A 12,202-nucleotide genomic window follows, 5' to 3' on the forward strand; every position below is an offset into this window, starting at 1 on the left:
CTACGCCACGGGGCCGAGGTGGCCTTCGAGGGTGGTCCGGGTGATCGGGGGGCGGTCCCAGAGGGCGAGCAGTTCGTTGGCCAGGGCCACGATCGGCAGCGGGTGCCGGTCGCCGTGGACCTCGATGGCGGCGGCCGAGAGGCTGCGCGGGACGGCTCCGGCGTCGAGGAGGACGCGCCACTCCTCCGGGCCGAGCCTCAGGTACTCCAGCCCGGTCAGCCGGCCGATCTCCAGGGGGTCGGCGAGCGTGCCGGGGTAGGCGGTGAGGGTCCGCAGACGGGGCAGCCCGACGACCGGCGCGAGGCTGAAGGGCTCGCCGTTCCACACGCCGATGGACAGGACCTCCAGGTCGGGGTGGGCGGCTTCCTCGACGCTCGTCAGGCTCGCGGCGTTGACCCTGGCCACGGCCGGCGGCCGGTCGCCACGGCGGACCTGCTGCTCGTCCCGGTGCTGCTTCGTCACCAGGTCGGTGAGGGAGTCGGCCAGCAGCTCGGCGCCGATGTTCTCCTCGTGGGAGAGCATGATGACCTGCCCCGAGTACCCGCCCGGGCCCGGCGTCAGGTCGACCGCGATCCGGTCGCCGCCGCCGTTGTCGGCGAAGACGATCCAGCCGGGCGAGCCGACCACGCCCTGCACCGCCGCGTCGGGCGGGGTGACGACCGCCTCCATCGCCGCGAACTGCCAGGGGGCCGGGCGGGACGACGCGTCGGCGACGTACAGTTCGTCCAGGGGGAACAGCTCACAGCCGACGGCCTGGCTGAGGCGGTCCATCGCCGCGTAGTCGGCCGCCGGGTCCTCCGAGACGACGTCCCGCGCCCCCACCACGCGGTAGAGCGCCTTCAGTTCCTCGGGCAACGCGACCGCGAGGCGCGCCTCCGCGGCGGCGATCTCCGCCTCCGAGGCGCCGACGGCGTCGGGGAGCCGCTCACGCAGCGTCCGCGCCAGCAGGTCGGGGTCCGCCGACGGAGCCGGCACCGCCCCCGGCACCGGATCGGGCAGGCGGCGCCAGGGCTCGGGCACGGCGCCCTCCACCAGGATGAGCGAACCCGGATGCGCGCTACCGATGCCCGGCTCCGCGGCGGGACTGGGGTCGAACACGTGGAGCACCGTCGCTCCGCTCGGGGATATCTCCGCCCCGAAGGAGACGTCGTCGAAGCCGCTCTCCGCGAGCGCGCGCTGCACCCGCCCCACCACGGCGAACTCCTCGCGCATGTCCCCGGCCTGGAGCGCCCGTCCGGGTTGTGGGCGCCGGCGCCGCACCGGCAGGCTCCACCCGCCCCGGCCGATCCGTCCCGCCACGTGGCTGCCCGGGACGGCCCGGCCCTCCACGTTGCCGTCCCGCAGGAACCTCAGCAAGGGCTCCCAGGTCGAGAAGTCATGGATCAGGGACATGATGGCCTCCGTTCGTCGGGTGGGCCCACGTCGGGCGAACCCAGCGCAGTGATTCTCCCGCCGGGCTCCGACAGCCCGGGGCGGACCGGCTCGCCGCCCGTCCGCCTCCTCCGTGCCCGGGAGAAGCGGCCAGGACCTGACCGCTTCTCCTGGGAGCGTGTCCACGAGCCGGGCCGGGCACGGGGCCCGGACGGGACCGATCGAACAGGCGAGGAGCCGACCATGTCCGGTGGGCGCACCGAGGTGACGCGATGACCGTTCTCGACGACCGGGCGCTGGGCCGCGCGACGCTCGCCCGGCAGCTGCTGCTCGACCGCGCCGACCTCTCCGCCCTCGACGCCGTCGCGCACCTGTGCGGCCTCCAGGCGCAGGAACCCCAGGAGCCGTTCGTCGGGCTGTGGTCGCGGCTGCGCGCGTTCGACCCGGCGGTCCTGTCGGACCTGCTGACCCGGCGGAGCGTGGTGCGGACCCACCTCATGCGCCGCACCGTCCACCTCCTCACCGCCGACGACGTCCTCGCCTGGCGCGCCCGCCACGACACCATGCTGCGCCAGCGGGTGCTGGGCACCTACCGCCGCGAGCTGGAGGGGGTGGATCTCGACGAGCTCGCCGCGGCGGGCCGGACGGTGATGGCCGACGGCGAGCCGCGCACGATGAGCGAGCTGGTGGGCGAGCTCGCCGAGCGCTGGCCGGCCCGGCCGAAGCGGGCGCTGGGCGAGATGCTGGTCGCCGCCCTGCTCCCGGTGGCCCAGACGCCGCCGCGCGGCCTGTGGCGCGCCAGGGCCGGGGTGCGCAACGTCCTGCTCTCCCGCTGGCTCGGCCGGGAGATCGACCCACCGTCCCCGGACGGCTCGGACCCGGTCGGCCGGGCGCTGGTACGGCGCTACCTCGCCGCCTTCGGGCCGGCCGCCTCGGCCGACCTGCGCGCCTGGTGCGGACTGGCCGGGCTGCCGGCCGCGGTGGCCGCGGTCCGGGAGGAGCTGGTGGCCTTCCGCGACGAACGCGGCCGCGAGCTGCTCGACCTCCCGGACGCGCCACGCCCCGACCCCGACACGCCCGCCCCGCCGCGGTTCCTGCCGGCGTTCGACAACGCGATCCTCGGCTACCACGACCGCGGCCGGATCATCGACGACGCCCATCGTGGCCTCTCGGTCGCCGGCGAGCGCGTCGTCCTGGTGGACGGACGGGTCGCCGCGACCTGGAGCGTCGAGGCGGACACGGTCGTGGTCGTCCCGCTGCGGCCGCTCTCCGGGACCGACCGCGCCGCCGTCGTCGAGGAGGGGGAGCGTCTGGCGTCGTTCCTCTCCGACGGCGACAGCTCCCGCGCACGGGTGGTCGCGTCCGCGCCCTGAGGGAACGCCACGAGCGCCGCCCGCCCGCCGATCGGGCTGCCGGCGCCCAGGCCGGTGCCGTGCACCATGTCGTGTCGGTCCCCCCTGCGAGGATGGGCTCCATGGACGAGCAGGTCATCCCGATCCTCCGCGTCGAGAACGCCGAGGCGTCGGTCTCCTGGTATGCCCGCCTGGGATTCGCCCAGCGGTGGGAACACCGATTCGAGCCGGGGTTGCCCGCCTTCGTGGAGATCGCCCGCGGCCAGTCGCGCCTCTTCCTCTCCGAGCACGAGGGGGACGCCCGGCCGGACACGCTGGTGTACCTGCGGCTCCGGGACGTCGACCGCGTCGCCGCCGAGTTCGGCGTGCGGCCGGAGGAGGCCCCGTGGGGCGCGCGGGAGATCGAGCTGCGTGACCCCGACGGCAACCGTCTGCGCATCGGCACGCCGACACGCTGAGGCGGAGGACGCCGACGGCGCTCCCCGGCCCGGTCAGCGCCTGACGCGCCCGCCTCACCCGAACCTGACGTTGCCCAGGCGCGCCGTGCCGGTGCCGGGCTCGGTCAGGGCGGTGAGGAGGTCGCGGCTGCCCCGGCCGGCGCCTTGACGGCCGGTCCGGCTGCCTGGCCCACCTTCCGATGGAGGGACCGCTCCGCGTACCTCCCTCCACCGTGCGGTCAGCTCGCCGCCGAGCGTGGCCCTCCTGCCCCGGGGCGCTGTTCCGTGCCGACGGCGGCGAGGGGGACCGCGGAGCGGATGCCGTCGACCAGGGCGCGGGCCAGGGTCCGTGCCGCCGTGCCGATGTCCGGGCCCGCCGTGCCGGTGAGCAGGGTGAACAGGGCGCCGCTGAACATGGTGGTGAGCGTCTCGACGTCCTCCCGGGTCGTGGCCAGGCCGACGAGCCGGTGGTGGGCGAGCGCGTAATCCACGGCCCTGGCCTGCATGGCGTCCAGGGCCCGCTGGAGGGCGGGGCGACGGGCGGCCTCCAGGGTGAGGGCGCAGGCGGCCAGGTAGCGGGAGCGGTGGACGGTGGCGCAGTGCTCCAGCGAGGCGGCGAGGAGGGCGGCGAGCCCATCGCGGTCGACCGGGCCGGGGAACACGGCGGTCGAGGCCTCCATGTCGGCCCGGTGCAGTTCCAGGATGCGCTCCGTGACTGCCTGCAGGAGCGCGTCGCGGCTGCGGAAGTAGTTCGAGGCCGTCCCCGCGGGCACCCCGGCGGCCTCGTCCACGGCCCGGTGGCTGAGGCCGTGGACGCCGTCCCGGGCGAGGACCTCGATCGCCCCGTCGGCCAGTGCCCGACGGCGCCGCAGGTTGGGAGGGGGTGCCATGGCCGCCACTTTACCACTAGGGTGATAGTACTATCGTTGTAGTGTCATGAGCGGGGAGGGCACCATGAGAATCCTGGTGATCGGAGCGGGCATCGGCGGACTCGCCACGGCCCGGGCGCTGACGGCGGACGGCCACGAGACCGTCGTCCTGGAACGCGCCCCGGCCCTGCGCACCTCGGGCGCCGCGCTGTCGCTGTGGAGCAACGGCACGGCCGTGCTGGAGGACCTGGGCGTGTCCACGGACGGGCTGGGCGCCCCGATCGACCTGCTGGAGCAGCGGGCCTGGAACGGCCGCTCCCTGTCCCGGATCGACCTGACGCACGCCGCGGCCGTGCACGGCCACCCGCAGCTGGTGGTCCCGCGCCGGGACCTCATCCGGCGCCTCGCCGAAGGGCTGCCGGAGGGCACGGTCCTCTTCGGAAAGGAGTGCACCGGCGTCACCGCCGACGGCGACCGGATCCGCACGGAGTTCCGTGACGGCACCACGCTCGACGGCGACCTGCTCGTCGGCGCCGACGGGTACCGCTCGGTGGTCCGCCGGCACCTGTGGCAGGAGGACAGCCCCCTCCGGGCCAGCAGCTGGGCCACCTGGCAGGGGCTCAGCCGGATCGGCATCGACACCGCCACCTCGCGCCGCGGGCTGATGGTCGTCGGCCCCGAGGGCATGTGCGGCCTGATGCCCGCCGGCGGCGGACTGCTCCAGTGGTGGTTCGACGTGCCGTACTCCCCGGCCGAACCGCTGCCCGACTCCCCCCTGGCGGCGCTGCGCCGCCGCTTCGGGCACTGGGCCTCCCCCGTGCGCGAGGTCCTGGAGGCGGCCGACGAGGCCGACCTGGACTTCTTCCCGCACTACCGGCGGCGGCTGCCGCGCACCTGGAGCACCGGACGCGCGGTGGTGCTCGGCGACGCCGCGCACCCCATGCCGCCCACCGGCGGCGCCCAGGGCGGCAACCAGACCCTGGAGGACGCCTGGGCCCTGGCCCGAGCCCTGCGGCGGGCACCCGACGTGCCGCGGGCCCTCGCGGACTACCAGCGCTCCCGGTCCCGCCAGGCGGCACTGGCCGTCCGCCTCGCCGGAACCGAGCCGGCGAACAGGTACCACCCCCTGCTCTCCCGGCTCACCCCCGGCGCGCTGGCCAGCCGCGCCTACACGCGCTGGCTGCGCATGGTCAGCACCCGCCTCTCCCAGGCCCCGCAGCCCGGCGTGTGAGGGGCCGGGCCCCCGCCCGGTTCCACACCGCGCCCTCCCGCGGGCGTCGTCCGGCCGCGGCGGCGCCCCGGCGGCGCGGGTGCCCGCTCGGCGCCGGCGCCGCCGGGCGTCTCCGGCCGCCGGGCGCCTCGACCGTCAGGCGTCTCCGGCGGTCAGGAGGGGCGCCGCGGCCCGGCCTCCTCCTCCGGAGCGGACTCGGCGTGGGCGACGAAGTCGTCCACCAGCCGGTGCAACAGGGTGGCGAGCTGCCGCAGGTCCCGGGGCGACCACTGCGCCAGGGCCCGCCGCATCGCCTGGACGCTGACCTCGGTGACGCGGTCCATGGCGTCCCGGCCGGCCGGGGTGATCCGGATGCGCTGGGCGCGGCGGTCCTCGGCGTCCGGGACGCGGGTCACGTAGCCGGCCTTCTGGAGCTGCTGCACCTGCCGGGTGACGTGCGACGCCTCCACCGCGAGCCGGGACGCCAACTCCCCCGGACGCAGCGGTTCGGAGGCGGCGACCTGGCGCAGCAGCGCCACGGCGGCACGGTCGAGGGAGACGCCGGCCATGGCCATGAGGCGCTCGTGCTGGCGGACCCTGCTGTTCAGGTAGGCGATGCGGGTGAGGGCGCGTTCGATCCCGGCCACGTCCGCCGAGGCGGAGGCGGGTTCGGCGTCGGACGGGGGCGGTGTGGACATGTCCCCACTTTACCACCCAATTGCTTGACTCAAGTAAATAGTTCGCCGGCCTCGCCGTGAAGACCCGCACCGGCGCCGTGGCGACGGCCAGGGAGCGGCGGCCGGTTCCCTGACGCGGTCGGGAGCGCGCCGCCGCGTCCGGAGGGGGCGGGCGAACCCGACCTGTCACCCCGTCGCCTCCCGGGGGTCGTCGGGGGAGGCGCCCCGGTAGTCGGGGAAGGTGGCGAGCGCCCGCAGCAGTAGCCGCACGGCCGGGGTCCGCGGGCCCCGCGGGACGGCGAGCGAGGTGGTGAGCGCCGGCTCCGCCAGCGGGCGCACGGCCACCCGGGGTACCGACGGCACACCGTTGACGTCGTAGAACACCGTCCACGACGGCGCCCCGGGGGCGGCGATCGCGCTGACCGTCCCGTGCAGGTCGGTGAACGGCGGTCCCGGGACGGGCTCGACACCGGCCGCCCGCAGGGCCCCGGTGACCAGGCCGTGGAACGGGGGGTTGCGGTCGCGGGGCGCGAGCCGCAGCGGCAGGTCGGCGAGTTCGCGCAGCCGCAGCACCGGCCGCCGCGCCCGCGGGTCGTCGGCGGGCAGCGCCACGTACAGCGGATCGCTCCACACCGGCAGCAGGTCGAGGCCCGGAGCCGCCGTCAGGGCCCGTACCAGGGCGGCGTCGAGCACGCCGGCGCGCACCGCCGCCAGCCGCTCGGTCACCGGCAGCCGCCGGGGAGTGACCCGCAGCCGTGGGGCCTGCGCGGTCAGTGCGCCGAGGGTCCGGTAGACGCGGTCGCCGGGTGCGTGCACGATGCCCAGGCGCAGCACGCCGTCGTCTCCCGAGGCGACGTCGGCGGCGACCCGGCGGAGCCGGTCGGTGGCGGCGAGCGCGGCGTGCGCCTCGGGCAGCAGCCGCTCCCCCGCCCCGGTGAGGCTCACGTGCCGGGTGGACCGGTCGAACAGCCGCACCCCCAGTTCGCGTTCCAGGCGGCGGATCTGCTGGCTCACCGCGGACTGGACGATGTGCAGACGCTCGGCCGCCCGGCCGAACCCCCCTTCCTCGGCCACCGCCACGAAGTACTCCAGCTGCCGCAGTTCCACCCGACCTCGATTCATCACGACCGGTGATCTCTGTGAGCGACAACCGCCTGTGGTTCCGCCGCTGTTCCCGCGCTCGAATGGAAGCCCGTCACCGGATCGAGGAGCCCACCATGCCCGACGTTGCCCACGTCTCCGACGCCTCCGACGCCTTCGTCCTGCGGTCGCAGGACGCCGAGCGGATCGCGCTGCCGCACGGCGGCGCGTTCCACCTGTACGCCGACGCCTCCCACACTTCGGGCGCGTTCGGCGTCAACCGCCTCGTTCTGGGCGAGGGCGCCGACGGCGCCCGCCCGCACTACCACGCGGTGTCCGCCGAGGCCTTCTACGTGCTCGACGGCGTCGCGCAGTTCCTGCTGGACGGCGCGTTGACGACGGTGCCGGCGGGCGGGCTGGTCGTCGTCCCGCCCGGGCTGCCGCACGCGTTCGGCGCGGCGCCGGGGAGCACGGCGGAGCTGCTCGTGGTGCTCGCCCCCGGCGTGGAGCGCTTCGGGTACTTCCGTGCGCTCGGGCGGATCCAGCACGGTGAGCTGCCCTTCGCCAGCCTGCTGCCCGAGCAGGACCGCTACGACGTGCACTTCCTCGACGCCGCGCCCTGGGAGGCCGCCCGGGCGAGGGGCGTCGACCGGCCCGACAGGCCGGGCGGCGGGAGCGCCGCCCGTTGACCGACCCGCCGGGCGCGAGCGGTCGAGCCGCCGGCCGGGCACCCGCGGCGGTCCGCGACGACGAGGGCCGGCGGCCGCCGCGGACGGCCGCTCACCGGCCGGGCGGTGGCAGCCGGACGACCGCGGTTCCCCCCGTCAGGTCCACCACCGTCGGCCCGGTGGCGCCCCGTCCTCCTGCTCGTCGCGCATCAGCGTGGCCGACTGCCGCTCCTTCAGTTCGCTCAGCTTCCCGGGGGAGAAACTGGCGTGCAGCTGCTCGAACCCGGTCGCCGACACCCGGCCCCGCCGCGCGCCGCTCCGCCAGGGCAGCACCCCGGCCCGCCCGGCGCGCAGGAGCAGCTGGTCGGCGAAGGCCGCGACGGTCAGCGCGATGACGAGCCCCGGCAACGTCATGAAGACGATGAGTTCCACGACCTCCACTATCCCGCCGGCTCACCGTCCGGGTGCCCTCCCCGCGGTGTCCAGGCGTCGCCGGGCGAGGGCCCGCGCCGCGGCGGCGGGCGTGACGCCGGCCCGGGTGGCCTCCCGCAGGACGCGGGCCAGGGTGTCGCCGATGCCCCGGACCCGGGCGGCGGCCTGTTCGGAGGTCTCGCCGTGCAGTTCGACGGCGGTGGCGTGGATGACGCCGCCGGCGCTGACCACGAAGTCGGGGGCCCACAGGATGCCGCGGCGCCGCAGCAGGTCGGCGGTGGCCGGGGCGTCGAGCGGGACAGCCGGTCAGTCCAGCAGGTTGCTCAGGCTGACGTACAGCCGCACCCGGCCGTCGGAGTCGTCGACCCCGACGCAGAGCTCGCGGCGGTCCAGCAACCAGCCGTTGGGGCGGCACGTCTCGTGCGGGCGGTCGAGCGCACGGACGATCTCGTCGTGGGAGAGCCCGGTCGTGCTGCCGATCTCCAACAGGCGGTAGCAGTTGCCCGAGCCGCAGCCGCTCTGCTGCGTGACCACGGTGAGCCCGGGCGGCAGCGCGGGGACCGCCCGGGCCGGCGGCACCGACGCCTCGGTGGTCACCAGGACGTAGAGCACGGAGCCCCAGAAGGTGACGACGAGCTGTGTGCACAGCAGGCCGAGGGCCCAGCCCCGCCCGCGCCCCGGCCTCCCGGGCCCGTCCTTCGACACCCGGCGCTCCACCCGACCTCCGAGCGCCACCAGCAGCGCAGCGCCGACCGCGTACCCGGCGTGGGCGTCGGCCCGGTGCGCCGGGATCCAGCCCTGCTGGACGGCGACCAGCCAGCCGGCCCCGGCCAGCAGCACCCCTCCGACCGCCGAGCCGACCACCCGGGTGCGCGCCAGCAGCGCCCAGGCGACCAGCGGTACGGCGGCGAAGAGCAGGCCCAGGGCGACCCCCATGCGGTGCACCTCCGGGTGCGATCGGTGGCAGTACGGCAGGGGACGCCGCACCACCGCCATCCGGTTCCCCACCGGCGCTGGAGCCACCGGCGCTGGAGCCACCGGTGACCGGGGCCGCCCGCCCCGCCCGCGCGGCGTGCCCGGGCCGAACGCGTCCGGCGGCTACCGACCGTCCGGCGGGGACGCGCTGTCCGAGACGCCGTCCGACACGCTGTCCGACACGCTGTCCAGGCAGCAGCGGACGAAGTCCTGGACCACGGGATTGCCGTCGTCGGCGGGGTCCCAGGCGACAGCGACCCGAGTGGGGCTGACACCGCTGACCGGACGGTAGGTGATGCCGGGGCGGGCGTAGTAGCGGGCGGCGGATTCGGGGGCGAGGGCGATGCCGTAACCGTTGGCGATCGCGCTGAGCCAGTCGTCCGGCTGGTCGGTGACGGCGCCGACGCGGACCGGGTGGCCATCGCGTTCGTCGGCGGCCAGCCAGTAGTCCCGCCAGGGGCCGGTCTCGGGCGGGGCCGCCACGAAGGGCTCGTTCCACAGCTCCCGGAATGCGATTCGCTCGCGAGCGGCGAGGGGGTGGGAGGTCGGCAGCGCCACCCAGCGGGGCTCGGTGAACAGCACGGCCACCCGGAGGGCGTCGTGGCCGGGGAAGGGCGTCCGCAGCAGGGCGACGTCGGCGTCCCCGTCGGCGAGCCCGGCGCTCGGGTCGGTCCAGGCGGCCTGCCGCATGTCGGCCCGCCAGCCCGGTCGGCGGCGGCCGAACTCCGCGACGATGCGCGGGGTCGCCTCGTTGGCCGCGCTGGCCACGAAGCCCACCCGGAGCACGCGGGCGGCGCGGCTGGCCGCGCTCCTGGTCTCCCGCAGCGTCCGCTCCCACTGGGCCAGTAGGACGGGTGCCCGTTCCGCCAGCACCCGCCCCGGCTCGGTGAGCGCCATGCCGGTCCGGGAGCGGACGAACAGCCGTGCCCCGAGTTGCGCCTCCAGGTGCTGGATCTGCTTGGTCAGCGAGGGCTGGGAGACGAACAGCCGCCGCGCGGCATGGGTGAGGCTTCCCTCCTCCGCCACGGCGACGAAGTACCGCAACAACCGGGTGTCGACATCCATGCCGCCAGGCTATAGACGCAGGTATTGGACGCCGGACCGGGGCTCAACCAGGCTGGTCGTGGACAGCGGGAATGCGAACCGCCGGCGCGGTGACGCGTCCGGCCGGAAGGAGAGAACGGATGTTCACGGCCTACGCGGTCACCACCGTCATCGCGATCGCGGCGACCGCCTGGAGCGCCCTGGTGGACCTCACCCGCGCCAGGTTCGTCCTCGCCAACGCGGAGGAAGTGGGGGTGCCGCGGTCCTGGCTCCCATGGCTGGCCGCGGTCAAGGGCGCCGGGGCCGCCGGGCTGCTGCTCGGGCTCCTGGGCGCCCGGTCGCTCGGCGTCGCCGCCGCCGCGGGACTGGTCCTGTTCTTCGTCGGCGCCGTCGCCGCACACGTCCGCAGGAGCGTCTACCACAACATCGGCTTCGCCGCCGGCTACCTGGGACTGGCCGTCCTCGCCCTGGTCCTCGCCGTCGCGCGATGAGGGGCGGCCCGGGTCCGAGCACGGGGTGAGCCGCCTATGCATAGCCTGCCTACGCATCGCATGTGTAGGCGTGCTATGCATAGGGAGCCAACATAAGCGGGGCCGGCCGCCGTTCGGCGTCGCCCCCTCCCGTTCGACCATGCGAAGGGACACCCCATGCCCGAACGCTCGGCCAGTGACCGGACGTCCGAACCGACCACGCCCGCCACTGCCTCCTTCTCCCGGCGCGCGCTGATCGCCTCCTTCGCGGCGACCGCGGGGGTCGCCGGGGTGAGCGGGGCCCTGGTGGCGGAGGCACGTGAACCGGCGTCACCCGGTCCACACGCCGACGCGGGCCGGCGCGTCGAGCCCTTCCACGGCGCTCACCAGCCGGGCATCGCCACGGCCCAACAGCGGTACGCCCTCTTCGCGGCCTTCGATCTGGAGACCGCCGACCCGCGGGGCGGGAGGCTGCCCGCCGACCGGGTCGCCGCGAACTTCGCGCAGATCATGGAGCGCTGGACGGTCGCCGCCGAACGCCTGATGCGGGGCGAGGCGCCCGGCCCGATCCCCGCGAACGTCCGGGACGCGCCCGCCGACACCGGGATCGCCGACGGACTCGCCCCCGCCGGACTCACCCTCACCTTCGGCCTGGGTCCGGACCTGTTCGACCGGATCGGCCGGCCGGAGCAGCGCCCGCGCCGGCTGCGGGCGCTGCCCGCCTTCGCCGGCGACCAGCTCCAGGCGGCCTGGAGCGGCGGCGAACTGCTCGTCCAGATATGCGGCGACGATCCACAGGTCCTCAGCCACGCCTTCCGCGCCATCCGCGGCCGCACCCCCGGCCTGGCCCGGCTGCGCTGGAGTCAGCAGGGCTTTCTCGGCCGGTTCGGCGACGGCACCCCGCGCAACCTGTTCGGCCACAAGGACGGCACCGCGAACCCCAGGGCCGGGACGACGGCGTTCGACGACACGGTGTGGGTCACCGCGCCGGACGAGCCGGCCTGGTTCTCCGGCGGCACCTACCTGGTGTTCCGGAAGATCCGCATGGACCTGCCGAAGTGGGACACCTCGACGGCCCAGCAGCAGGACCGGTCCATCGGGCGCCGCCGCGACACCGGCGCCCCGCTCAGCGGCGGCGACGAGTTCACCGCCCCCGACTTCGAGCGGGCGGGACCGGACGGCACTCCCGCCATTCCGCCCGACTCCCACGTGGCGTTGGTGCGCGGCGCTCCGATGCTGCGCCGCTCGTACAACTACGACTACGCCTTTCCGGTGGCCACCGGGCCGAGTGGAGGCGCGCACGACCACGGCGGCGACGGACCGGGGCACAGCCACGGCGACCACCCGCACGACCACGCCGCCGCCGGGCATGACAGCTACGACAGCGGAACGCTCTTCTGCGCCTTCCTCCGCGACCCCGGCGAGTTCGTCCGCGCCCAGCGCGCACTGGCCGAATCCGACCGGCTGAACGCCTTCATCCGGCACACCGGCAGCGCCGTCTTCGCCGTCCCACCCGGGATCCGGCCGGGGCAGCACCTCGCCGCCCCGCTCTTCCCGCCACGCTGACCCGGGCCACGGCTCCGCCGGCTCCCCCGCGATCCCGCGCGCGTCGACAAG

General features: G+C 75.8%; 13 protein-coding genes and 1 pseudogene. 6 read left to right on the forward strand and 8 right to left on the reverse strand.

Annotation, left to right across the window (positions count from 1 at the left end; genetic code table 11):
- Positions 1–1,392: an SMI1/KNR4 family protein gene (locus FHU37_RS08040; protein WP_179813524.1), complete on the reverse strand. Its 1,392-nt coding sequence runs from the start codon at positions 1,390–1,392 to the stop codon at positions 1–3.
- Between the two features lie 251 nt (positions 1,393–1,643).
- On the opposite strand from FHU37_RS08040, the gene FHU37_RS08045 reads away from it, so the two are divergent.
- Positions 1,644–2,744 (forward strand): winged helix DNA-binding domain-containing protein, encoded by a 1,101-nt coding sequence (locus tag FHU37_RS08045; protein WP_179813525.1) that lies wholly within the window; start codon positions 1,644–1,646, stop codon positions 2,742–2,744.
- A 101-nt stretch (positions 2,745–2,845) separates the two neighbouring features.
- Entirely contained in the window at positions 2,846–3,181 is a 336-nt protein-coding gene (locus FHU37_RS08050) for a glyoxalase superfamily protein (protein ID WP_179813526.1), read from the forward strand.
- A 218-nt stretch (positions 3,182–3,399) separates the two neighbouring features.
- Here the strand turns inward: FHU37_RS08050 and FHU37_RS08055 are convergent, their stop codons facing one another.
- The gene (locus FHU37_RS08055; protein ID WP_179813527.1) at positions 3,400–4,050 is read right to left on the reverse strand and encodes a TetR/AcrR family transcriptional regulator; all 651 of its coding nucleotides are present in this window, start codon (positions 4,048–4,050) and stop codon (positions 3,400–3,402) included.
- Positions 4,051–4,114: 64 nt separating this feature from the next.
- Between FHU37_RS08055 and FHU37_RS08060 the strand changes: the two genes are divergently transcribed.
- On the forward strand, positions 4,115–5,260 hold the full coding sequence (locus FHU37_RS08060; RefSeq protein WP_179813528.1) for an FAD-dependent oxidoreductase: 1,146 nt from the start codon (positions 4,115–4,117) through the stop codon (positions 5,258–5,260).
- Positions 5,261–5,412: 152 nt separating this feature from the next.
- On the opposite strand, the gene FHU37_RS08065 is transcribed toward FHU37_RS08060, so the two are convergent.
- Together FHU37_RS08065 and FHU37_RS08070 are read right to left on the reverse strand one after the other, a co-directional pair.
- Positions 5,413–5,937 carry a MarR family winged helix-turn-helix transcriptional regulator gene (locus tag FHU37_RS08065; RefSeq protein WP_179813529.1) on the reverse strand — a complete coding sequence of 175 codons (525 nt, stop codon included), beginning with the start codon at positions 5,935–5,937 and terminating at the stop codon, positions 5,413–5,415.
- Between the two features lie 165 nt (positions 5,938–6,102).
- The gene (locus tag FHU37_RS08070; protein WP_218904335.1) at positions 6,103–7,038 is read right to left on the reverse strand and encodes a LysR family transcriptional regulator; all 936 of its coding nucleotides are present in this window, start codon (positions 7,036–7,038) and stop codon (positions 6,103–6,105) included.
- 95 nt (positions 7,039–7,133) lie between these two features.
- Between FHU37_RS08070 and FHU37_RS08075 the strand changes: the two genes are divergently transcribed.
- Positions 7,134–7,685 carry a cupin domain-containing protein gene (locus FHU37_RS08075; RefSeq protein WP_179813530.1) on the forward strand — a complete coding sequence of 184 codons (552 nt, stop codon included), beginning with the start codon at positions 7,134–7,136 and terminating at the stop codon, positions 7,683–7,685.
- Positions 7,686–7,776: 91 nt separating this feature from the next.
- Here the strand turns inward: FHU37_RS08075 and FHU37_RS08080 are convergent.
- The 4 genes and pseudogenes from FHU37_RS08080 to FHU37_RS08095 all read right to left on the reverse strand — a co-directional run bounded on the left by FHU37_RS08080 (position 7,777) and on the right by FHU37_RS08095 (position 10,136).
- Positions 7,777–8,096: pseudogene (locus tag FHU37_RS08080) on the reverse strand (DUF6191 domain-containing protein).
- A gap of 21 nt (positions 8,097–8,117) precedes the next feature.
- The gene (locus FHU37_RS08085; protein ID WP_179813531.1) at positions 8,118–8,327 is read right to left on the reverse strand and encodes a Rossmann-fold NAD(P)-binding domain-containing protein; all 210 of its coding nucleotides are present in this window, start codon (positions 8,325–8,327) and stop codon (positions 8,118–8,120) included.
- Positions 8,328–8,402: 75 nt separating this feature from the next.
- Positions 8,403–9,032, reverse strand: a complete 630-nt coding sequence (locus tag FHU37_RS08090) for an MFS transporter (protein WP_179813532.1) — start codon at positions 9,030–9,032, stop codon at positions 8,403–8,405.
- A 162-nt stretch (positions 9,033–9,194) separates the two neighbouring features.
- Positions 9,195–10,136 (reverse strand): LysR family transcriptional regulator, encoded by a 942-nt coding sequence (locus tag FHU37_RS08095; RefSeq protein ID WP_179813533.1) that lies wholly within the window; start codon positions 10,134–10,136, stop codon positions 9,195–9,197.
- Between the two features lie 119 nt (positions 10,137–10,255).
- Here FHU37_RS08095 and FHU37_RS08100 point away from each other — a divergent pair, with 119 nt between their 5' ends.
- Together FHU37_RS08100 and FHU37_RS08105 are read left to right on the forward strand one after the other, a co-directional pair.
- Positions 10,256–10,606, forward strand: a complete 351-nt coding sequence (locus FHU37_RS08100) for a DoxX family protein (RefSeq protein WP_179813534.1) — start codon at positions 10,256–10,258, stop codon at positions 10,604–10,606.
- Positions 10,607–10,762: 156 nt separating this feature from the next.
- Positions 10,763–12,151 carry a Dyp-type peroxidase gene (locus FHU37_RS08105; protein ID WP_179813535.1) on the forward strand — a complete coding sequence of 463 codons (1,389 nt, stop codon included), beginning with the start codon at positions 10,763–10,765 and terminating at the stop codon, positions 12,149–12,151.
- The last annotated feature ends 51 nt before the right edge of the window (positions 12,152–12,202 follow it).

The organism is Allostreptomyces psammosilenae (assembly GCF_013407765.1).
In the GTDB taxonomy this organism is placed as follows: Bacteria; Actinomycetota; Actinomycetes; order Streptomycetales; family Streptomycetaceae; genus Allostreptomyces; species Allostreptomyces psammosilenae.

What these genes read in the sequence shown, in the direction of transcription:
- FHU37_RS08055 (WP_179813527.1), bottom strand. Translation starts at nt 4,050, where the DNA reads ATGGCACCCCCTCCCAACCTGCGGCGCCGTCGGGCACTGGCCGACGGG.
- FHU37_RS08040 (WP_179813524.1), bottom strand. Translation starts at nt 1,392, where the DNA reads ATGTCCCTGATCCATGACTTCTCGACCTGGGAGCCCTTGCTGAGGTTC.
- FHU37_RS08095 (WP_179813533.1), bottom strand. Translation starts at nt 10,136, where the DNA reads ATGGATGTCGACACCCGGTTGTTGCGGTACTTCGTCGCCGTGGCGGAG.
- FHU37_RS08075 (WP_179813530.1), top strand. Translation starts at nt 7,134, where the DNA reads ATGCCCGACGTTGCCCACGTCTCCGACGCCTCCGACGCCTTCGTCCTG.
- FHU37_RS08070 (WP_218904335.1), bottom strand. Translation starts at nt 7,038, where the DNA reads ATGAATCGAGGTCGGGTGGAACTGCGGCAGCTGGAGTACTTCGTGGCG.
- FHU37_RS08050 (WP_179813526.1), top strand. Translation starts at nt 2,846, where the DNA reads ATGGACGAGCAGGTCATCCCGATCCTCCGCGTCGAGAACGCCGAGGCG.
- FHU37_RS08060 (WP_179813528.1), top strand. Translation starts at nt 4,115, where the DNA reads ATGAGAATCCTGGTGATCGGAGCGGGCATCGGCGGACTCGCCACGGCC.
- FHU37_RS08090 (WP_179813532.1), bottom strand. Translation starts at nt 9,032, where the DNA reads ATGGGGGTCGCCCTGGGCCTGCTCTTCGCCGCCGTACCGCTGGTCGCC.
- FHU37_RS08045 (WP_179813525.1), top strand. Translation starts at nt 1,644, where the DNA reads ATGACCGTTCTCGACGACCGGGCGCTGGGCCGCGCGACGCTCGCCCGG.
- FHU37_RS08100 (WP_179813534.1), top strand. Translation starts at nt 10,256, where the DNA reads ATGTTCACGGCCTACGCGGTCACCACCGTCATCGCGATCGCGGCGACC.
- FHU37_RS08065 (WP_179813529.1), bottom strand. Translation starts at nt 5,937, where the DNA reads ATGTCCACACCGCCCCCGTCCGACGCCGAACCCGCCTCCGCCTCGGCG.
- FHU37_RS08105 (WP_179813535.1), top strand. Translation starts at nt 10,763, where the DNA reads ATGCCCGAACGCTCGGCCAGTGACCGGACGTCCGAACCGACCACGCCC.